We start from the raw sequence: 20,596 nt of genomic DNA on the forward strand, positions 1-20,596 counted from the left end.
ATATCAATGGTATATCAATCTGGATTTTCACCTTCGGAGAGGACCTCCAGAATGTCCCCCGGCTGACAGTCGAGCGCGGCGCAAATCTTGGCCAGCGTCTCGAACCGGATGCCCTTCACCTTGCCGGATTTCAGCAGGCTGAGATTTGCCTCGGTGATGCCGATCTGGGTGGCCAACTCACGCCCCTTCATCTTGCGACGGGCCATCATCACGTCCAGTCGGACGACGACCTGCATCAGATGAACGCCCGGTTCTCATCCGCGATGCGGGCGGCCTCGGTCATGGCGAGGCCGATGACGGTCATCAGGCCGGCGGCGAGGAACAGGAACAGGTCCGTGTTGCTGAACGCGATCGACAGGCTGCGCTCGCCCGGCGGGTTGCCCCAGGTCAGCGCGAGGACGGTGAGGGTGTGGGCGAGCACGCCGTAGATGGCGAGGGCTAGAAGGAGCGTGCCGATGCGCCGGATGCGTCGGGCGGCCTCGCCCCCCAGGACGTCACCGGTGGCGAAGAGGACCAGCAGGGCGCGGATGTTCCAGAGGACGACACAGATCAGCGCGACCGAGAGGGCGGCGATGGCATAGGTCACCGTGAGGGCCGCGGGGGAAAGGACGGCGGGAAGGGTCACGCCGCTGTAGGCATCGCGCAGGAACGCGGTGTCGAAATAGCCTGACAGCGCCATGGTGAACACGGCGAAGGGGTAGGCCAGAAGCGCGATGGTTGTCACAAGCGCCAAGGGGCGCGCGATGCGGCGGGTTTGCGAAAGACTATCCATGGCCCCTTGTCACACAGAAAAAGTTTTCTGTAAAACAATAATTACAGAATCAGCGAGGCAGGTGATCATGACGCGCATTTTCTTAGGCTTAGGGGTGGTGGCCCTTTCTGGCTGTGTCAGCCTGAACCCGGTGACCATGGTGCAACTGGCGCGATTGGATCCGCTGACGGCGGATCCGACGCAGATGGCGGTGGCGCTTGATCTGCCGGAGGGTGTCGGCGTGGCGGAAGGCTCGGCCCACATGCGGCTTTATGCCGACCATCAGGACGGCGCGGGTTTTGATGAGCGGTTTGAGCTGGTCCAAAGCGCGCAGGACGTGTGGCGGGTAGAGCCGGGGGCGCAGGACAGGTTCCGCGCGGCGCAGGCGCGGGCCTTGGCCTGGGAACAAGCGGACGCGGATGCGGCCTCGGGCGGGTTTTCGGTGGGGTTTGAGCCGTGCACGTTGGACGCGGGGCCTGGGGCGGACGCAAGGGTGTCATTGAGCCTGCAACTGGAGCCCGGCGCGCGGTTCCTGCCGTTGTTCAACGAGGTGCCGGTGACGGCGTTCATGGAGGACGCGGATTTGGCGGCGCTGCGGCCTTGCGGATCAGCAGATTAGATCGGCGCGCATCACGTTCTGGTCGCCGCGCAGGCTGTCGGTGACAACTGTGCAGCCGGTCGCCTGCTCCATCGCCTGCCCCGCGCGGTGGACGATGGCGCCGATGGAGGGGAAGGGCATGGCGTTGGTGCGGATCGCCTCGGCCCGGGTGCCGTTCTGGCGGACAGAGAATTCGGCGCCATCCACGGTCACGTAAGTTGGCGTGATCCCCATCATCGCGGGCGAGGGGCTGTCGCAGGCGACAAGCAACAGCGGGAGGGACAGGAGAGCGTAACGCATCCCGCACCATGGGCCTGACATGGTTAACAAATCGTTACGGCACCACGGCCTTGGCAACACTGCGCCGCCGCCACGTAAGGCGTGGTTGAGAACGGGCTTGGGCGATGTTATCTTGGCCCCATCTCGGCGCCGGGGACGCACAGGCGCGTATGATGGAGGACAGAGTCCTGACCGGACTTAACCAAGCAGGGGCCAAGACCTCTGCACCCGCCGCGACCGGCCAGACCCGGGGCGCACGGACCCAAACCGCCTACAGCAGCGAAGAGCTGCTTGAGCGCATTTTGACATCTCTCAATGACGACAAAGCCGAAGACGTCGTGCAGATCGATCTGCGCGGAAAGTCCTCGATTGGCGATTACATGGTCGTGGCCTCTGGCCGCTCCACCCGCCAGGTCGCGGCGATGTCCGAGAAGCTGGTCGACAAGCTGAAGCAGGAATTCGGCCTGTATTCCAAGATCGAAGGCAAGGATGCCGGCGATTGGGTGCTGATCGATACCGCCGATGTCATCGTCCACATTTTCCGCCCTGAAGTGCGCGAGTTCTATCAGCTGGAGAAGATGTGGCAGCCTGAAGCAGTCGCGACCTGAAGGTTCACCTGTGCGTTGTGGGCCGCCTGAAGAAGGGGCCCGAGAAGGCGCTTCTCGACGATTATTTGCAAAGATTTGACAAGACGGGCCGGGGCCTTGGGCTGACGCTTGGGGACGTCGTGGAGGTCGATGACCGCAAGGGCGGCGGCATGGCGGCGGAGGCAGAGCTGATTCGCGCACGGCTGCCGGGTGCCACGTTTTGGGTCATGGATGAACGCGGGGAGGTGATGACCTCGCCGCAGTTCGCGGATCGGTTGGGCGCGCAAAGGGACCGGGGCGCGGGCGATCTGGCGCTGGTGATTGGCGGGGCGGACGGAATTGATCCCGGCCTGCGCGCCGAGGCCGCGCTGGCGATCTCCTTCGGCAAGATGGTCTGGCCTCACATGCTGGCCCGGGTGATGCTGAGCGAGCAATTGTACCGCGCGGCAAGCATCCTTGCCGGAAGCCCGTACCACAGGGTTTAGCGCATCAGGATTTGCTGACGGTGGCGACGCAGCAACAGTAGCCCGAAGACCAGCGGCACCAGCGCCCAGACCACCAGCAGCGGCACCGAGATGAAGTCCGGCGCATAGGTGGGGTAGACGCCTTGGCGGAACATCGACGTGAAGTGAATCCAGGGGGTCCAATCAAGGATTGATTGGATCGCGGGGGACAGATCTTCGTAGAGGAAGAACACGCCCGCGCCGATCAGAAGCGGGCGCGTGGCGATGGACCAGAAGTGGCCATAGACGGGGTAAAGCCCCAGAAGCGCGCAGTTGAAGGTGCCGTGGCCAAGGCCCAGGAGGGCTGCGAAGGCCATGGCGGTGACCATGTAGCGGAACTCCAGCACGGCGGTTGTGTCCGTGAACTCCAGAATGCCGAACAGCACGATGCAGCTGACTGCGAGGCTGGTCAGCGTGTTGAGGATGAAGCGCGCCAGGATCGCGTCGATCCAGGTGACGGCGGGGTACATCAGCAGCGGTCTGGAGAAGTTGAGCGCGTGCATGACGGTCGCGATTGTCAGGTTATAGAGCAGGAACGGCAGGTAGCCGGTGGCGTAGAACAGCAGGAATGAATTGCCGAGCGATGGGCTGCGGATAAGCAGAGAGAAGACGAAGGCCATCACCAGAAGGGCCGCCGTGGGTTCCACCACCGCCCAGATGTACCCCCCCGGAGAGCGGCCATAACGCGTCGACATCTCACGCAGCATCAGCGCGATGATCGCGCGCGCCGATGCAAAGCTGGTCGCGCGCGACTTGGCGCGGCCCACGGGCGAGGGAAAAGGCGAGAGGTTGGCCAAAGGGGCGGGGTCCATCATGCTTTCTTAAAACTCTCCAAGTATGTATGACGAATGATATTCCAGCAACGGGATGCAGGGCTTGCGCCCGTTAGAGCACGTCAGGATTGCCAAACCATTGACTGAAGCGGCGAAAAAACCGGACGCTCCCGTAGGGGCCAAGCGGCGGATCCGGGTGAATACGGTGCCTGCGGGCCGGGCCAAAATGCGGTGGCGGCACTGGGGGATCCTGATCTCTTTCGTGGTGCTGGTTCTGGCGCCAATCGCGGTGTTGGCGACGTACCTTTATACCGTCGCGGTTGATCAATATGCCTCTACCACCGGGTTCACGGTGCGCCAGAACGAATCCAGCGCGGCGACGGATGTGCTGGGCGGCCTTGCCGCCTTCACCGGCGGCGGCGGAAGCGGGCAGGCGGATGCGGATATCCTGTTTGAGTACATCGTCAGTCAGGAGCTGGTGCAGCGCCTGGATGCGCGGCTGGATCTGGTGGGCCATTACTCGGCCCCGTTTGAGGAGGATCCGTTCTTCGCCCTCGACCCCGACACCACGATTGAAGGGCTGGTGGACCATTGGCAGCGCATCGTGCGGATCAGCTACAGTCAATCCTCGGGCCTGATGGAGCTGCGCGTGCTGGCGTTTGAACCGGGGATGGCGCAGGCCATCGCCAGCGCGATTATCGAGGAAAGTCAAAGCCTTGTGAACGCGCTCAACAGTACAGCGCGCGATGACGCCATGCGCTTTGCAGAGCAGGATCTGGCGGCTGCGCTGGTGCGGCTGCGCACAGCGCGCGAGGCGCTGACCGCGTTTCGGACGCGCACCCAGATCGTGGACCCTGAAAGTGACCTTCAGGGGCGGATGGGGGTGCTGAACAATCTGCAGCAGCAATTGGCCGAGGCGCTGATCGAGAATGACTTGCTGGGTGAGAATACTGCCAACCCCAATGACCCGCGCCTGCGCCAATCGGCGCAGCGCATCGACGTGATCCGCGAGCGGATCGCGCTGGAGCGGCAGAACTTCACCGAGGCCGACGCCCAGGTGGGCGGCGAGGATTACCCCACGCTGATCGCGGAATTCGAAGGCCTTGTCGTGGACCGGGAGTTTGCCGAGGAAAGCTATCGCGCGGCCCTGACCGCGCTGGACTTGGCGCGGACGAATACCACGCGGCAAAGCCGCTACCTGGCGGTGTTCATCCAGCCGACCTTCCCGGAACTGGCGCAGTTCCCGCGCCGCGATGTGATCCTGGGCCTTGCCGCGCTGTTCCTGGTGCTGAGCTGGGCAATCCTGGCGCTGGTCTATTACTCGATCCGCGACAGGCAGTAGGCCGCGGCGATGATCCGGTTCGAGAACCTGACCAAGTCCTTTCGCGTCGCGGGCCAGCGGCGGATCGTGATCGACAACCTCAACCTGACGCTGCCCACCGGCAAATCCCTGGCGCTTCTGGGGCGCAACGGAGCGGGGAAATCGACGCTGATGCAGATCATCGCGGGCAATATGGATGCCGATCATGGGCGGGTGATCTCGGACGGGACGATATCTTGGCCGGTGGGATTTGCGGGGTCGTTCCACCCCGAGTTGACGGGTGCGCAGAACACCCTGTTTATCGCCCGGGTCTACGGCGTCGACACGCGCGAGTTGACAGATTTCGTGCGCGGGTTTGCAGAGCTTGGGGACCATTTCAACGAGCCGGTGCGCACTTATTCCCAAGGCATGCGGTCGCGGCTGACTTTTGGTTTGTCGATGGGAATCGAGTTCGACACCTATCTGGTGGATGAGGTCACGGGCGCGGGCGATGCGGCGTTCCGACAGAAGTCCAAGCAGCTGTTTGCGGCGCGGATGGAACGCTCTGGCGCGATTATGGTAAACCATAATCTGGGCGAATTGCGGGAGTATTGCGATTCAGCTCTGGTCCTGGAAAAGGGCCGTTTGCGCTATTTTGACGATCTCGATGAAGCCATTGAGCTGCATAAAGAGAACATGGGCGCCTAGCCCCGCATCCCCGCCGGGCGGTTAATTCAACGCCTCAAATTTCGATCTATTCGCCACCGGCCTGCCACAAACTCGCACGAACTTCGCACAAGCTTTGGCACCACATTGCCGGTGAGCGATTTGGAAGGTGGGTGCGAGATGGCACAAATGGTGATCAAGGGGCAGTTCCAGACGGGGCAATTGGCCTTGGATGTTGGAATCTCTGATTTGATGGTGACGGTGGTGGACGGGAAATCCGTTCTCTACACGAACTCCGGGCAGAACGGCGGCTTGGCCGCTTTTGAGCTGAACCCCAATGGGTCGGTCAGCATCCTCGACACGGCGCTGTTCAACAGCGCCTGGGCCGAGGGCGCGCTGCGCGACATGTACCTGATGGAGGTGAACGGCGCCATCTGCATCGCGGTGGCGGGCAACGGTGAGGATCAGTTGCACCTGTTCGACATCAACGCCAACGGCAGCCTTGGCCAGGCCGTGACGATGACGGGCATTTCGACCGAGATGTCGCAAGTGCAGGGGTTGAGCCAGACCGAGGCCCAGACCCTGTTCATGGCCGATGCCAATACCGGCATGATCAGCGGCTACGAGATCAACGCCAACGGCACCCTGTCGCAGACCATGCAGGTTGCGGACACCAGCACCACCTATTCCTCGGGGATCATGGCGGTCGATTCGACAAAGGTGCTCAACAAAGAATATGTCATCAGCGTCAGCGAGACCGAGAAGGGCGTGTCCGTCTACCGGGTGGACGGCAACAGCCTGCAAAACACCGGCAATGCGGGTGTGAATGAGGGGATCGGCGTGATGACCCCCACCGATATGAAGGTGGTGGAGATGGGCGGGCGTAGTTTCGTCCTGCTGGCCTCGGCGCCCGGTGACGGGCAGGGGCAATCGGGTGCGATCACGGTCATGGAGCTGGCCCAGGACGGCAGCCTTGTGTCCACCGATCACATCATCGACACCCGCGAGACGCACTTTGGCAACGTCCAAAGCCTGGAAGTCGTGGAGGCTGACGGCCGCACCTATGTGGTCGCGGGCGGGGGCGACGACGGCGTCACGCTGTTTGTGCTGATGCCGAACGGACGCCTTCAGCTTCTGGGCACGGTCAGCGACGATCCGGGGTTGCAGAACATCTCATCCGTGGCGGCCCATTTCGACGGCGGGACGCTGAGCCTGTTCGTCTCGTCCGAGATGGAGGGGGGCGTGACGGAGATTACCGTCGATCTGACCAATCACGGCGAGATTATCGAGGGCTCCCACGCGGGCGGCACGATCACGGGCGGGGCCAAGGACGACATCCTGATCGGCGGCGTCGGCAACGACAACATTATCGGCGGCGCGGGCGATGACCTGCTGGAGGATGGCTTGGGCGTCGACACGATTCACGGCGGCGACGGGTCCGACACGTTCATCCTGCGGTCCGATTTCAGCCATGACGAGATCCGTGATTTCGAGGCCGGGGTGGATCAACTGGACCTGTCGGCCTGGCCGATGCTCTATGATCCGGCCCAGATCGGCTACACGGCCACGGCCAACGGCGCGATCCTGAGTTGGCGCGGCGAGACGCTGGAGCTGTTCTCTCGCGATGGGCAAACGCTGAGCTTCAGCGAAATCCAGGCCGCGATCCTGAAAACCGCAAACCGGGTGCCGGATTTCTCCAGCTTTGGGGGCAATGGCGGGAATGACAACATCGACGGCACCGCGATCAATGACGCCTACAACACCGGCAGCGGCAACGACACGGTCGATGCCTTCGCGGGCAATGATTACATCGATGCCGGCGAGGGGAACGACAGGGTCACCGGCGGGCTTGGCCAGGATACGATCATCCTGGGAAATGGCTGGGACTACGCCCACGGCGGTGATCAGGAGGACCTGATTTACGGCGGCGGTGGCCGGGACGAGATCTGGGGCGGCAACCAGGCCGACACGATCTATGGCGGGCCCGGCGTGGACACCATTCGCGGGCAACAGGGCGAAGACCTGATTTTCGGCGGCAATGAGCGTGACATTATCCTGGGCGACAACAGCAACGATACGCTCTACGGCGAGGGCGGCAACGACGTGGTGCGCGGCGGCAATGGCAATGATCTGGTGTACGGAAACGAGGGCAATGACCGGCTGTTCGGGGCCAACCACGAAGACACGATCTATGGCGGTGACGGTAACGACCTGATCCGCGCCGGATTTCAGGCCGATTTTGCAGATGGCGGGGCCGGGAACGACTACATCGTCGGCGGGGGCGGCTTTGACACGCTGGTGGGCGGCACCGGGAACGACACGATGGAAGGCAATTTCAACGCCGACCGTTTCTGGTTCGAGGATGGCCACGGCAACGATGTGATTGTCGATTTCGAGGCCACCAACAATGCCGAGAAACTAGTGTTCAGTGAGCTGTCGACGATGAATTCCTATTCCGAGGTCATGCAGGCCGCGGTGCAGCAGGGGGCGGATGTGTTCATCGACACCGGCCTTGGCAACTCGATTCTGTTGGAGAACGTGCTGCTGACCGACCTCGATCCGAACGATTTCATCTTTTAGGGCGCCCCGCGAGGATGTCCTTGTAGAGCGCGACTAGTGCGTCGCCTTGTTCGGCCGCTGTGCGTAACTCCGCCCGGTGGGGCGGCGGCTGCGTATAGCGCGCGGGGTTGGCGTCGATCTGGGCCAGAACCCGCGTCAGCGCGCGATGATCGTCGACCGGGACGATATGGCCATTCTCCCCCTCCACGATATCCGCACCGATGGCGCCCCGGTCGGAGGCCACGACCCAAAGCCCCAGGGCCATCGCCTCGCGCGTTACCAGCCCGAAGCTTTCGGGCCAGACGGAGGGCGCCATGAGCACGTCAAACCGCCCGTAGAGCGTGCCGACCTGGGCCTGGGGTTGGCGCGGGATGCGCAGGACGGGGGTGGTGTTCCAGACCTCATGCACCTCGGCCCCCGGCGGCAGCGAATGGTCCGAGACGATCAAATCGATGTTCTCAAACGCCTGCGCGGTCAGCGCCGCGCGCAGGATGTCATAGCCCTTGTGGCGCGATGCGCCGCCGATCAGGCCCAGGCGCACGCGGCCCTCGGGCGGGTCCGTCCGATTGCGCTCGGGCAGGGTGGAGACACCGTTGGAAAGCGCCGTCACGTTGGACAGGCCCGCATCGCGGTGCAGTTGGGCAAAAGGCTCGGACACGGCGAGGGCGGCGGCGGCGTCGGTGATGCAGCGCCGCGCGATCTGCTCTCTCTCGGCCAGGGGAGATGCCGTGAAATCATAGAGCGACGGCGCGCCATCGGGGCCGGTGATGAACTGATGCGGCGAGGTCCACCAGCCGTCATGCAGGGTCAGAACGTAGGGAATGCCGCGCCTGCGGCAGGCGTCGATGACCCCGGCGCCGAGGCGTTGCAGGCAATGGGCATGGACGATATCGGGCTGAATGCGGTCCAGCAGCGCCTCAATCCGCGCGTCCATGACCGGGTCGCGCATGGCCCGCTCGGGCACGTTCTTGTCCCGGGTGATGGCCCAGATCCGCGCGCCGGAATGGCTGACGGCCTGAACCTTGTGGGCGGTTTTCCCGCCGTTAAGCGTAGTGAGGATGTCGACCTCAAACCCATCGCCGTGTCTGTCCAACAGGTGGGTGACGTTATCTGCGACAACGCGCGTGGCGCCGCCGAGGGCTTGCGGCGGAAAGAAGACGTTAACCACCAAGAGTTTGGGCTTGGGCGCAGACCGGGTGGCTTGCATGTTTTCGACCAGTGCCGCCCCCATGGCGGGCATGGCGTAGTCGCGCAGAACCTGGGCGCGGGCGGCCTGACCCATGGACAGGCGCAGGGGGTCCTCATCAATGAGGTGCAGAAGGGCGGAGGTGAATGCCTCTGCATCATCGGCGATGATCCCGGTCGCGCCGTTGTCGATCACGTCCGCCATCACCGGAGAGGGGCTGACGACGGCGGGGATGGCGAACATCGCGGGTTCCATCCACTTGATCTCGGACTTGGCATCGGCGGCGGGGGACGGGGCGAGCACGGACAGCGCGATGTCGGCCTGCGACAGAGCGTCCATATAGGCCTCAAAATCCCAGATCGGGGGCATCAGGGTGACGTCGTCGGGCGACAGATGCCTCAGCGGGGGGAATTCGCCCATGAGGCGGATCTCGACCCGGCCCGGACGGGCCTGAAGGACCTCGGCCAGGGCGGGTTCCAGAACATTGGAGAACTCTGCCTTATGGGCCTTGGTGCCCGAGCCGTAGAACAGCACGAGTTTGTCGTTCTTGGGCTTCTTGGCGGCGGCCATGGCGACGGCATGGGCCGCGCCAAGGGCGTTGCGATGGGTGAAGGCGGTGCCGGTGATCGTCAGCGGCGCGAGGGCGTCGCGGATCGGATCGGTGGAGGCGATGCCGGTGCCACAAAGCCGCGCGGCGGCGGCGAAAAACGGGACGCCGCAGGCGATGGCGTCGCGTGTGTCATTGCCGATCTGGCCTGCGTAAGTCTCCAGCGGGGGTGGGAAATGCCGCGGATCAAAGATCAGGTCATCGACGTCGAAGAAGGTGGCGAGGCCCTGTTTGGCGGCGTCCATCATGACATCCGCCGTGTCGGGCAAGGCGGGGGTTCGTTGGAAGATGACGGCATCGAATTGCGCGAGTTGGGCGTGTAGCGCGGCGACGTCGGTGCTGTGCAGGAAAACGGTCACCTGTAGCCCCTGGGCGCGAAGCTGATCGGCCCTTTGGTCGGCGCGGTAGAGCTTGCATTGATAAAGGTCGTCATTGGCGAGGATCGCGACGCGGGCGATCTGCCCGGAGCGGTCCAGCCGGTCCGGGGTCGGCGCGTAGATGGCAAGGGCGCGGGTCAGCAGATCCTGCACCTCGACCACGAGGCGGTGGGCGAGGTGGGTTTCGAGATCCTCGCTCAGGTCGTCGATGATCATCCGCGCCACCGCGCGGGCCTTGCGGGTGATCGCCACATCGCCCCGGGCCGCATCGGGCAGGGTGCTGGCGCAGGTCAGGGCCGCGTCGAGATTGCCTTGATCGTAGTGCAGCCGCGCGAGCGTCACGCGGTTCTCTCCCCCATCGAAATCAGGCGGCGCGACGGAGCGCAGGGCGATCTCTCGGGTGATTTGGCGGGTGCCGTGGATCAGCTCGGCCAGATCAACGCTCGCGCGCGGATCGTCGGGGGTGACGGACACCACATGGGCCAGCAAGGCTTCCGCGGTGCCGATATCGCCCCGGCGACGGCATTGCCGGGCCAGATCGATGGCAAAGCTGCGCAGGGCCGTGTGGGAGAGGTCGAGGCTTTCGACAAGGGGCATAGGATGCAGGAGCATCCGGGCGAGGTGGCCGGTGGAACCTGCGGAAACCTCGGTCGGCAGATGGACGTTGAACCGCGCCCGCGCGGCGGCTTTGGGGTTGGCATGGGCATTGGCGCGCAGGCCAATGCTGGCCCAATGGCGCGGCGTGGCGGGACCTTCGAGCGACAGCTCGGCCAGGGAGGCGGCGTAGAACGCCTCATCCAACTGGTGATCGGGATGGGCGGGAATGCCGGCATCCAGGCCGGTGGCGGCGAAATGGTGGATGCAGGACACGCGGTCCGGGGCGGGAAGCTCCATTCCTGCGGCGTCGAGGGCGGCAAGGTAGGTTTCATGGTGGAAGATGTGTTCCAGGGTCGGGCCGTGGAGACCGAGAAGCAGCCACAGATCCCGTTCCCCCAACATCAGGTGCGAGGCCGGAACGCCGAGGGCGGTCAGCGCGGTTGCCGCTTGCGGGGCGGTCAGATGGGAGGGGAGCCTGTGACCAAGGGTCTCGGCGACGAAATCCGGGCTCCAGCGCGTTGGGGTGCCGTTGCGCCCCTCGGCAATGCCGAATTCGAGGTAGTGAAACAGCGCCTCTTGCGGTCTGTCCACGGCGCCTGCGACATCGCTATTGTGGGTGAGGTAGGCACCAAGGGAGAAGCCGTCGCGCAGCGCGCTGGCGCGGGGGTGTCGGGCCAGGATGTCTTCCAGCGTTTCGCCGCCGCCGTCTTCCGAGCAGGCGTGGGCGAGCCATTCGCGCCAGGCGTTGCGGTCGGCTTGGGACGTCAGCAGATTGTCCGGCGGGTCGCTTGCTGCGCCCCCGTCTTCGGCCTGCCCCACTGACCCCGCGTCGCTCGTCACTTTGCGCCCTTCTGGCTTGCATTTCATCCGTCATAGCGCGCGCGCTTCGGCCTGTCACCGCCAAGCGGGCCTGCGGGCGCTTGCAGCGCGGATGCGCCCTCCATAGAACGGAATTGGTAAAGGAGTTCTCAACGAATGACAGATCAACCGCGCCCGGTCGTGTTGTGCATTCTGGATGGCTGGGGCCTGGGCCAGACGCAAGCGGATAACGCACCGCACCTGGCGGCAACGCCGGTGATGGACGGTCTGATGGCCTCTTGCCCGCACGCGACGCTGCTGACACACGGGCTCGACGTGGGCCTGCCCGAAGGGCAGATGGGCAATTCCGAGGTCGGCCATACCAACATTGGCGCGGGGCGCGTCGTGAAGATGGATCTGGTGGAGATCAACGATTCCATTGCTGCCGGTGAATTCGCGGAGCGCGAGGCGTTGGTCGCCTTTGCTGAGGCGTTGAAGGCCTCGGGCGGGACGGCGCATCTGATGGGGTTGGTGAGCGATGGCGGGGTGCATTCGCAACTGACGCATTTGGAAGCAGCCGTTGAGGTTCTGGTGGCGCGCGGCGTGCCGGTGGCGGTCCATGCGATCACCGACGGGCGCGATGTGGCGCCGAAATCCGCCGAGGGGTTCCTGCGCGGCTTGGCATTGCCCGACGGCGCGCGCGTGGCGACAGTCTGCGGGCGGTATTTCGCGCTGGATCGTGACAACCGCTGGGACCGTGTGGCGCGGGCTTACGCCGCGATGGTGCGGGGCGAGGGTGAGCGGGCCGAGGATGCCTTGGGCGCGGTGCGCGCGGCCTACGGGGTTGATAAAACGGACGAATTTATCCCACCGACCGTGGTGGCGGACTACGGCGGGATGGCCGACGGCGACGGGATCTTCATGCTGAATTACCGCGCCGACCGAGCGCGGGAGATCCTGGCGGCGCTGGGGGATCCGGCGTTCGAGGGGTTTGACGTGGCAGGCCGGCCCGAGTTTGCCGCGAAGCTGGGGATGGTGGATTACTCCAAGGCCCATGACGCCTATATGACCACCGTTTTTCCGAAGCAGGAGATCAAGAACACCCTCGGCGAATGGGTCGCCAAGGCGGGCCTGCGACAGTTTCGCGTCGCCGAGACCGAGAAGTACCCGCACGTGACATTTTTCCTCAACGGCGGTGTCGAGGTGCCGGAGACGGGCGAGGATCGGGAGATGCCGAAATCGCCCGATGTGGCGACGTATGATTTGCAACCCGAGATGAGCGCCGGGGCGGTGACGGAGCTGTTGGTGGGCGCGATCCGGGATCGCTATGACCTGATCGTGGTGAATTACGCGAACCCCGATATGGTGGGACACACCGGCGATCTGGCCGCTGCGATGGCGGCCTGCGAGGCGGTGGATGCGGGGCTTGGCCAAGCGGTGGCGGCGCTGGAAGAGGTGGGCGGCGCGATGATCGTTTGCGCGGACCACGGCAATTGCGAGACGATGGTGGACCCGGAAACGGGCGGGCCGCATACGGCCCATACGACAAATCTTGTGCCGGTGATCCTGGTGGGCGGGCCCGAGGGCGCGGGTCTGCGCGATGGACGCCTGGCGGATTTGGCGCCGTCCTTGCTGGCGTTGATGGGGTTGGAACAGCCTGTTGAGATGACCGGCGAAAGCTTATTGGAATGAGGGTCTTCGCGCCCCTCCTCGGGCCTGCGCTGCTGGCAGCAACGCTGTCCCTCCTCGCAGCGGTCCCTGTGGCCGCCCAGGGAGATCCGGCGATAACGGCGCGGGAGGCGTCGCGCATGTTGGAGGACGCCGCGACGGCGTTGCGCGAGGCGGAGGGCGCGCGCGATCAGGTGGAGGCCTTGACCGAAACCGTGCGCGCCTATGAGCACGGGCTGGACGCCTTGCGGGCCGGCATTCGCGATGCGGCCCTGCGCGAACGCACGATCTTGTTGGTGTTTGATGCAGAGCGCGAGCGGCTGGCGCGGTTGATGGGCGTGTTGCAGCGGATCGAAGAAGCGCCCGCCCCCGCGACATTGCTGCATCCGGAGGGGCCTTTGGGGACCGCTCGGCTGGGGATGATCGTGGCCGATGTCACCCCTGCGGTCGCGCGGGAGGCCCGTGCGTTAAGGGCGCAACTGGAGGAACTCGCGGTGCTGCGCGCGTTGCAGGACGGGGCGGTGGGGCAATTGGAAGCCGCGCTTGGGGGCGTGCAGGAAGCGCGCACGGCCCTGAGCCAGGCCATCGCCGACCGGGTCGATCTGCCTGAACGCTTTGCCCAGGACCCGGCGGCGATGGCACGGATCCTGGAAAGCGTCGATAGCCTGGGCAGTTTCGCCGCGATGTTGGCCGAGACGCCCGCACCGGCCATGGACACGATCCGCGACTTCGCGAGTGCGCGCGGCACCCTGCCGCCGCCCGCCCTTGGCACGCTGGTGCGCGGCTTCAACGAGACCGATGCGGCGGGCATCACCCGGCCCGGCGCGCTGCTGGCGGTGCCGATGAACGCGCTGCTGACCGCGCCTTGGCCCGCATCTGTCCGCTATGCCGGGCCGCTTCTGGATTACGGAAATGTCATTATCCTGGAGCCGCAAGCCGACTATCTGCTAATTCTGGCGGGCGCGGGCGATCTGTTCGTGACCGCCGGAGAATTGGTGCCGTCCGGCGCGCCCCTGGGCCTGATGCCAGACGCAGCGGGTGATACGGACGGCGATACTGAAGAGGAATTGATCGTTTCCGACGCGCTTGGCGGTGGTGTCGAGCCGACGGAAACGCTTTATATAGAACTCAGACAAGGCGGGAGCCCGGTGAACCCAATGCAATGGTTCGCGGCACAATAAGATCCCGTGATGGCAAATAGAGGACGACGATCGATGAAGAAACTGATGATGGCCGCCGTGGGCGGCATTGCAGGCGGGGTGTTGTTGAGCACTCAGGTCGCGGGCCCCTTGCTGGCGCAGGAGGCCGAGCGGAACGCCTCGGTCTATGAGCAGTTGGACCTGTTCGGGGACATCTTCGAGCGCATTCGCCAGAATTACGTGGAAGAAGTGGATGAGGCCGAGCTGATTGAAGCGGCAATCAACGGGATGCTGATCTCGCTCGATCCGCATTCGTCCTATATCTCGGCGTCCGACTTCGAGGACATGCAGGTGCAGACCCGCGGCGAGTTTGGCGGGCTTGGCATTGAGGTGACGCAGGAAGATGGCTTCGTGCGGGTCATCACGCCGATGGACGACACGCCAGCGATGGAAGCGGGCGTGGAATCCGGCGACTTCATCACCGCCGTCGATGGCGAGGCGCTTCTGGGCCTGACCCTGGAGCAAGCGGTGGACCTGATGCGCGGCCCGGTGGGCAGTGACATCGTCATCACCATCGTGCGCGAGGGCGAAGAGCAGCCGTTTGACCTGACCATCACCCGCGACCGCATTCAGCTGACCGCTGTGCGCGCGCGGCTTGAGGGGAACACCGCCGTTTTGCGCGTCTCGACCTTCAGCGACCAGACCTTCCCGAACCTGCGCGAAGGGTTGATGGAGCTGATCGAAGAGGTTGGCGGATTGGAAAACATGAACGGCGTCGTTCTGGACCTGCGCAATAACCCCGGCGGTCTGTTGAACCAAGCGATCCGCGTGAGCGATGCGTTCCTAGAGCAGGGTGAGATCGTCTCCACCCGTGGTCGCGAACCACAAGACGGCGAGCGCTACAACGCCACGCCGGGCGACATGATCGAAGGGCTGCCGATGGTGGTGCTGATCAACGGCGGCTCTGCCTCTGCCTCGGAGATTGTGGCCGGTGCGCTGCAGGATCACCGCCGCGCGGTGGTTGTGGGCACCAACAGCTTCGGCAAAGGCTCGGTCCAGTCGGTGATGCCGCTGGCGGGCGATGGCGCGATGCGCTTGACGACGTCGCTGTATTACACGCCATCTGGCCGGTCTATTCAGGCCCTGGGCGTGGCGCCTGACATCATCGTGGAACAGCGCGATCCGGTTGAGGTGGAAGAGGACGAAGAGGGTCGTCCCGCCCGCTCGGAAGCCGGGCTGCGCGGCGCGATTGAGAACTCGTCCCTGACCGAGGATCAGTTGCAGCAGCTTGAAGAAGAGCGCGCCATTGCCGAGGCCACCGCCGCCTTACGCAATGAGGATTATCAACTGGCCTATGCCATCGACATCCTGACCGGTCTGGGCGCGTTGGGTCCGAACTGAGGTGACGCAAACGTTGCCCTATCGCCCGTGCGCGGGGGTCGTTTTGACCAACGCGGACGGGCTTATCTTTGCGGGCCAGCGGGCTGGCATGGACGTGCCCGCCTGGCAGATGCCCCAGGGCGGGATCGATGCGGGCGAGGATCCGCTGGACGCCGCCTACCGAGAGCTGGAGGAAGAAACCGGCGTGGGTCGCGACCACGTTACGTTCATGCGGCAGACCGCCGATTGGCTGGCCTATGATTTCCCGGAAGAGCTGCCGATGCGGTGGAAGGAGAAGTACCGGGGCCAAACGCAGATGTGGGCGCATTTCCGGCTGGATGCGCCCGACGACGTGATCAACCTGAACCACAAAGATGTGGAGTTCAGCGACTGGCGGTGGATGACGGCAGAGGAAATCCTGACTGCCATCGTGCCCTTCAAACGCGATATCTATGAGGCAGTCTTCAAGGAGTTCGCCCTATGATCCGCCAGTTTGCCTTTGTCGCCGCCCTTTTGGCCGCCGGTCCCGCCTCGGCCCTGTCGTGCGCTGTGCCCACCGTGGCCGGGGCCTATACCGCCGCCGCCCAGAGCCCGGCGGATTACGTGATCGCCGTGGGGTCGCTGCGGCTGACCGGGCCAAGCAACCCGCCCCAAGGGGCGGTGGCGCAGGGCGGGGATATCAACCAGATGGTCGGCTACACGCAGCCCGCGCGGTTCCAAGGCGAATTCTTCACGGGCCGCGATTTTGATGCCTCCCGCGATGTCCCCATCACGGTCGATGTCACCTGCGTTGCCGCGTGGTGCGGGTCGGCGCAGGATATTCCCGACGCCTTGTTCTTCTTCCGCGTCGACAATGGCGCTTATGTGCTGACCGCGAATGCCTGTCCCGGCTTTGTGTTCGATCTTGCCCATCCCGGCATGCTGGAAGAGGTCATCAACTGCCATCTAAGCAGCTGCCCCGGCGCGTGGTGAGCAATAAGCGTAGCGGCCCCGAGCGTCCCGCCCGGGACCGCCACCTAACCTAAAGCACCCGCATCAACCCTTCGCGCACGAAGCGTTTGGCCAGCACCATCTTGCCCGCGTCATCGAGGTCCCCGCCCATATCCCCCAGGCGGAAATCGGTGGTGGTCACACAGAACGCCATCGCCTCTTTCGCGTGGTCCGGCAGGATGATCTCGGCACCCTGGGCGACAAGGCAGACCTGATCCTCGTTCGGGACATCGTGGATGCCGAAGACGATATGCGGATGCGCGCCGACGCGGCTGTCCATCGTAAGACTGTCGAGCTTGGCCAGCTGCGCCATCTGCCCTTCGACGCGGGGCACGCGCGCGGTCAGGAATTCTTCCTGGAAGCCCGACAGCAGCTTGCCCACATGGGCGTCGCCGACCAGCGCAATCAGCTCGGCGAAGGTGTCGTTATAGGCATCCAGATCGGCACCATAATTGGCAAACCCCGGCGGCAGTGCTCGGCGCAGGGCGGGTTCGCGGTGGGCCTTGGCGATGACGGCCTCGGCCACAGCATCGGCCCAGGTGCGGAACATCAGGCCCGTGGTGATGTGGAGCGAAGTCTCGTCGGTGGCCACAGCATCATGGGCCATGCCGCGCGGGATGTAGACGGCATCGCCGGGTTCCAGCACGAAGCGCTGCACCTCCTCGCCCACGTCCATGCCACGCTCAAACGCCTGATCGGGCAGGGGCAGTTCGACGGGCGTGCCGTAGATGCGCCATTCCTTGGTGCCCGCGACTTGCAGGACCAACACGTCGTGGCCGTCGTAATGCGGGTTGAAGCCCTGATTGCCGGGGGGCGTCATGTAGATGTTGGTCTGCACGCGGGCCGACATCGCCGCCTCCATCGCGCGGCAATAGCGCGCGAGCGCGGGCAGGCGTTCGTGCAGCCCGGAAAGGATCACCGTCGCGCCATCGGCATGGAGCTGGTTCACGCGCACGGGGTCGATCTGCCCGGTCTCGTAGGCGAAATCGGCGGGGGTGATATTGCCGTCGGCGCGGGTCACGTTGATCTCGGGCACATGCAGACCCATGGTCGAGACGACGCGGTCAATATCCGCGTAGCTTAGCAGATCTGCGAAATACCCCGGTTGGCCGCGCTTGATCAGCATCGGCTTCTTCTCAAAGTACTCGGAAAAGAAGGTGTCAGGCGTTTCGGGCGAAATGGCCCAATCAAAGCTGAAGGTCTCGGTCATCTGGCGTCCATCATCTGTGGTATGTGCTTGATTTCATGTTGTGGCAGTCTGAACACGCAAGGGCGTCGGGTTCAATCGCTGTTAAAGGTAAGGGATCACCGACGTTGACTGGTTAAGGCAGATCGGTCAGAAATTCGGCCATACGTAGCTAGAGACCCATTGAGGAATTTGAACAATGTCCAGCGAAGACAAGAAAAAGACACTGACCGACGCCGACATCACGACGGATCACCCCACCAACCGCCGCACGGTTCTGGGTGTGATGGGCGCCGCAGGCGTCGGCGCGGCCCTGATCCCCACCGGCGCAGAAGCGCAAGGCACTGACAGCGACAACGGCTCCTGGACGGACGCTGCAGGCTGTGGCCGTGGCTCGGGTGGCTATTCCACCGGCATCACCGATGCGGACAACGGCTCCCTCGGGACCGACGCGCCGGGCCGTGGCCGGGGTGCGCCCTACTGCTGAACCCACGCGCGGTTTGAGCGAAGACAATTTGGAAGCGGGGTGGAGAAGAGGCCATCCCGCTTTTTCTATGTGCGCTCTATGGCCTCGGCGAGGGCTCTGGTCGCGCGGGCAAACACCTGCGCCGCCGCCGGAGACCGGTCGCGCCAGCGGATGAACCCATGGATCATCCCCTCCGCCTTCTCGTACCAGACAGGAATGGACGCTGCGAGGAGAGTGGCGGCGAGATCCTCGCCGTCACCGAGGAGGGGGTCGAGCGCGGCCGTGAGGATCACGGCTCGGGGCAGGTTGGCAAAGGTGATCGGCTCGGGCGTCTGGCCTTGCAGGTAATCCCGCCAGCATCGGTGCATTAACTCAGTCGTCAGATAAGGCGCCTGGGCGTGGATCACATAGCTTTGCGCGCGGCACGCCGGATCGACCGCCGGATAGATCAGAAACATCCCCGCCGCCTGCTGTGTCGTCGCGGCCGTGCCAAGCGCCAGGTTCCCACCCGCGCTGTCACCCCCCAGCCAAAGCGCCGGGATAGCCCCCAAGGGAGAGGCCCCCGATGCGAGGTATTCAAATGCTGCCCTGCATTCGGTCAAAGCCCTAGGATAGGGATGTTCCGGGGCTAGCGCATAGTCGATGCTGACCACCCGAAGCCCCGTGTCGCGCGCGATGTCGGCGCAGACGTGTTCATGGCCGCGCAACGACCCAAGACTCCACCCGCCGCCGTGGATATAGAGCATTGCTTCGGCGCGGGGGTTTGGGGCGGTGTAGGTGCGCAGCGGCACGGCGCGGTCCGCCACATCCAACGTCCAGTCGTGGGTTTGAATATCGGTGGGTAGCGGCGGAAGGCGGTCTTCCATTTCGGCCACCGCCGCGCGGAGGTCTGTGATGGGGCGCAGATGCTCGGGCACCAGATTCGGATCATTGGCCATGGCGCGGGCCAGATCCCAAAGATCAGGGTGCAGGCCGGGGTAGGGCGCGGTCCCCATGCCTACATCATCTTGATGACGTCTTTATCGATCGCCAGAATATAGCCGCGCCGGGCGATGTTCTTGACCAGCAACTCAGAAACCATCTGGTTGCCCAACGTATCGCGCAGCCGCTTAATCCGCGTGGCGCCTGCCGCCTCATCCACGTCGGACTCCAGCTTGCCCGAAACCATCGCCTCAATCTGCGCGCCGGTCAGCACGTCGTCGTCCAGCCGCGCCTCGGCCAGGACAGACAGCGTCTCCATCGCCGCATCGGTCAGCTTGAATTCCAGGTTGTTGATCAACACCACACGTTCTTCACGCGACAGGATCAGGGACGAGACCTGAATGCCCTGTCGCTCGATCTCGCCCATGCGGCGGTTGAGCGTGATGATCGTGACCAGAAACACCAGGCAGGCCACCAGCAGCGCGGTTGCGAAGATCATCAGCACGAAGATCACCGCGCGGTAGCTGGCCAGCACCTTGGAGAACGTCGTGCCCGATTGCGCCAGAACCTCCAGCATGGCGATGGCGTCGGGGTTGCGGACGTCATTGACCTCGAACACCTGAATGACGGCTTGGTTGAAGGCGTCGGCATCGGGCAGATTCACAAAAAGCAAAACGGCGGACGTCACAAGAACCGCGACGACCGCCAGAATACCAAGTTGTACGACGCGCGTGGACGCGATCCGTGTGTCAGAAACGGAGGTAGTATTGTCCGGCATCCGATCTCCTCGATGTGAGGCCGGAGTCATCAAACACCGAACTCACGTTCACCAACGTCCAGCCTTGGGCGGCAAGACGGCCAGCGACGTAAGAAGATGCGGCACTGACCGAACATGCGCTTTGGGGCACTTCAATCACACCGTAGTGCAGACGCAAAGGGTTATCCATCCTTGCGCGATAGTCCGCGTAACACGCGGCATTGGCGGCCGAGGCCAGGAGGCTCAGCGCCAGCGCGCAGAGGAGGGGTTTGAAGAATCGTTTCATCTGTTTGGCTCGTTTGATTGCTGAAAGGGGGCAGCTTCACGAACCGATATGCGGGTGGTGGGGTCTGTCATTCAATATCGGGGGGGCGGATCCGAGCCTGTTATCCGATAGCGGCGCGGTGTTTTTGCCTTGCAGGCCGGGGCCGCGGAAAGGTGACGCAACGGCAATTTTCGCCGGAACATCTTTTCATGATCCTGCGGGCCCTTTTTCTGCCCGCGCCTG

21 protein-coding genes are annotated in these 20,596 nt (G+C 64.1%); 12 read left to right on the forward strand and 9 right to left on the reverse strand.

What is annotated here, in order from left to right:
- Positions 1-14: 14 nt before the first annotated feature.
- Both AC6I9R_RS01910 and AC6I9R_RS01915 read right to left on the reverse strand, forming a co-directional pair.
- Complete coding sequence (locus AC6I9R_RS01910; RefSeq protein ID WP_461426789.1) at positions 15-236, reverse strand: helix-turn-helix domain-containing protein; 222 nt, start codon at positions 234-236, stop codon at positions 15-17.
- Positions 236-772, reverse strand: coding sequence for a hypothetical protein (locus AC6I9R_RS01915; RefSeq protein WP_461426788.1), 537 nt, complete (start codon positions 770-772; stop codon positions 236-238). The genes AC6I9R_RS01910 and AC6I9R_RS01915 overlap by 1 nt, the downstream gene beginning before the upstream one ends.
- Positions 773-839: 67 nt before the next feature.
- Between AC6I9R_RS01915 and AC6I9R_RS01920 the strand changes: the two genes are divergently transcribed.
- A complete protein-coding gene (locus AC6I9R_RS01920) occupies positions 840-1,370 on the forward strand; it encodes a hypothetical protein (RefSeq protein ID WP_461426787.1) in 531 nt (176 codons plus the stop codon).
- Here the strand turns inward: AC6I9R_RS01920 and AC6I9R_RS01925 are convergent.
- A complete protein-coding gene (locus AC6I9R_RS01925) occupies positions 1,359-1,649 on the reverse strand; it encodes a hypothetical protein (protein WP_461426786.1) in 291 nt (96 codons plus the stop codon). The genes AC6I9R_RS01920 and AC6I9R_RS01925 overlap by 12 nt on opposite strands.
- Before the next feature lie 152 nt (positions 1,650-1,801).
- On the opposite strand from AC6I9R_RS01925, the gene rsfS reads away from it, so the two are divergent.
- Both rsfS and rlmH read left to right on the forward strand, forming a co-directional pair.
- A complete protein-coding gene (rsfS, locus tag AC6I9R_RS01930; RefSeq protein ID WP_461426785.1) occupies positions 1,802-2,236 on the forward strand; it encodes a ribosome silencing factor in 435 nt (144 codons plus the stop codon).
- Entirely contained in the window at positions 2,233-2,700 is a 468-nt protein-coding gene (gene rlmH, locus AC6I9R_RS01935) for a 23S rRNA (pseudouridine(1915)-N(3))-methyltransferase RlmH (RefSeq protein ID WP_461427071.1), read from the forward strand. Before rsfS ends, rlmH begins: the two co-directional genes overlap by 4 nt.
- Here rlmH and AC6I9R_RS01940 read toward each other — a convergent pair.
- Positions 2,697-3,533, reverse strand: a complete 837-nt coding sequence (locus AC6I9R_RS01940) for an ABC transporter permease (protein WP_461426784.1) — start codon at positions 3,531-3,533, stop codon at positions 2,697-2,699. The two genes, rlmH and AC6I9R_RS01940, sit on opposite strands and share 4 nt — an antisense overlap.
- A gap of 97 nt (positions 3,534-3,630) precedes the next feature.
- Between AC6I9R_RS01940 and AC6I9R_RS01945 the strand changes: the two genes are divergently transcribed.
- From AC6I9R_RS01945 to AC6I9R_RS01955, 3 genes are all read left to right on the forward strand, one after another.
- Entirely contained in the window at positions 3,631-4,833 is a 1,203-nt protein-coding gene (locus AC6I9R_RS01945; RefSeq protein ID WP_461426783.1) for a KpsE/RkpR family capsule polysaccharide export protein, read from the forward strand.
- Positions 4,834-4,842: 9 nt separating this feature from the next.
- Complete coding sequence (locus tag AC6I9R_RS01950; RefSeq protein ID WP_461426782.1) at positions 4,843-5,499, forward strand: ABC transporter ATP-binding protein; 657 nt, start codon at positions 4,843-4,845, stop codon at positions 5,497-5,499.
- A gap of 138 nt (positions 5,500-5,637) precedes the next feature.
- Positions 5,638-8,037, forward strand: a complete 2,400-nt coding sequence (locus AC6I9R_RS01955; protein ID WP_461426781.1) for a calcium-binding protein — start codon at positions 5,638-5,640, stop codon at positions 8,035-8,037.
- Here AC6I9R_RS01955 and AC6I9R_RS01960 read toward each other — a convergent pair.
- Complete coding sequence (locus tag AC6I9R_RS01960) at positions 8,027-11,623, reverse strand: glycosyltransferase (RefSeq protein WP_461426780.1); 3,597 nt, start codon at positions 11,621-11,623, stop codon at positions 8,027-8,029. The two genes, AC6I9R_RS01955 and AC6I9R_RS01960, sit on opposite strands and share 11 nt — an antisense overlap.
- Before the next feature lie 135 nt (positions 11,624-11,758).
- On the opposite strand from AC6I9R_RS01960, the gene gpmI reads away from it, so the two are divergent.
- The 5 genes from gpmI to AC6I9R_RS01985 are packed head-to-tail and all read left to right on the forward strand — an operon-like array spanning position 11,759 to position 16,740.
- Positions 11,759-13,273: a 2,3-bisphosphoglycerate-independent phosphoglycerate mutase gene (gene gpmI, locus AC6I9R_RS01965; RefSeq protein WP_461426779.1), complete on the forward strand. Its 1,515-nt coding sequence runs from the start codon at positions 11,759-11,761 to the stop codon at positions 13,271-13,273.
- Positions 13,270-14,430: a murein hydrolase activator EnvC family protein gene (locus tag AC6I9R_RS01970; protein ID WP_461426778.1), complete on the forward strand. Its 1,161-nt coding sequence runs from the start codon at positions 13,270-13,272 to the stop codon at positions 14,428-14,430. The genes gpmI and AC6I9R_RS01970 overlap by 4 nt, the downstream gene beginning before the upstream one ends.
- 33 nt (positions 14,431-14,463) lie before the next feature.
- Complete coding sequence (locus AC6I9R_RS01975) at positions 14,464-15,789, forward strand: S41 family peptidase (RefSeq protein WP_461426777.1); 1,326 nt, start codon at positions 14,464-14,466, stop codon at positions 15,787-15,789.
- Between the two features lies 1 nt (position 15,790).
- The gene (locus AC6I9R_RS01980) at positions 15,791-16,252 is read left to right on the forward strand and encodes an RNA pyrophosphohydrolase (RefSeq protein WP_461426776.1); all 462 of its coding nucleotides are present in this window, start codon (positions 15,791-15,793) and stop codon (positions 16,250-16,252) included.
- A complete protein-coding gene (locus AC6I9R_RS01985) occupies positions 16,249-16,740 on the forward strand; it encodes a hypothetical protein (RefSeq protein ID WP_461426775.1) in 492 nt (163 codons plus the stop codon). The genes AC6I9R_RS01980 and AC6I9R_RS01985 overlap by 4 nt, the downstream gene beginning before the upstream one ends.
- Before the next feature lie 49 nt (positions 16,741-16,789).
- Here the strand turns inward: AC6I9R_RS01985 and AC6I9R_RS01990 are convergent, their stop codons facing one another.
- Positions 16,790-17,968: a cupin domain-containing protein gene (locus tag AC6I9R_RS01990; protein WP_461426774.1), complete on the reverse strand. Its 1,179-nt coding sequence runs from the start codon at positions 17,966-17,968 to the stop codon at positions 16,790-16,792.
- Positions 17,969-18,143: 175 nt separating this feature from the next.
- Here AC6I9R_RS01990 and AC6I9R_RS01995 point away from each other — a divergent pair, with 175 nt between their 5' ends.
- Complete coding sequence (locus AC6I9R_RS01995) at positions 18,144-18,431, forward strand: hypothetical protein (protein WP_461426773.1); 288 nt, start codon at positions 18,144-18,146, stop codon at positions 18,429-18,431.
- Between the two features lie 65 nt (positions 18,432-18,496).
- On the opposite strand, the gene AC6I9R_RS02000 is transcribed toward AC6I9R_RS01995, so the two are convergent.
- Genes AC6I9R_RS02000 through AC6I9R_RS02010 form a run of 3 tightly spaced genes read right to left on the reverse strand, consistent with a single transcriptional unit; the run spans position 18,497 to position 20,374 of the window.
- Positions 18,497-19,405 carry an alpha/beta hydrolase gene (locus tag AC6I9R_RS02000; protein ID WP_461426772.1) on the reverse strand — a complete coding sequence of 303 codons (909 nt, stop codon included), beginning with the start codon at positions 19,403-19,405 and terminating at the stop codon, positions 18,497-18,499.
- A gap of 2 nt (positions 19,406-19,407) precedes the next feature.
- Entirely contained in the window at positions 19,408-20,109 is a 702-nt protein-coding gene (locus tag AC6I9R_RS02005) for a winged helix-turn-helix domain-containing protein (RefSeq protein ID WP_461426771.1), read from the reverse strand.
- On the reverse strand, positions 20,081-20,374 hold the full coding sequence (locus tag AC6I9R_RS02010) for a hypothetical protein (RefSeq protein ID WP_461426770.1): 294 nt from the start codon (positions 20,372-20,374) through the stop codon (positions 20,081-20,083). Before AC6I9R_RS02010 ends, AC6I9R_RS02005 begins: the two co-directional genes overlap by 29 nt.
- Positions 20,375-20,596 lie beyond the last annotated feature (222 nt).

The organism is Gymnodinialimonas sp., assembly GCF_059726805.1.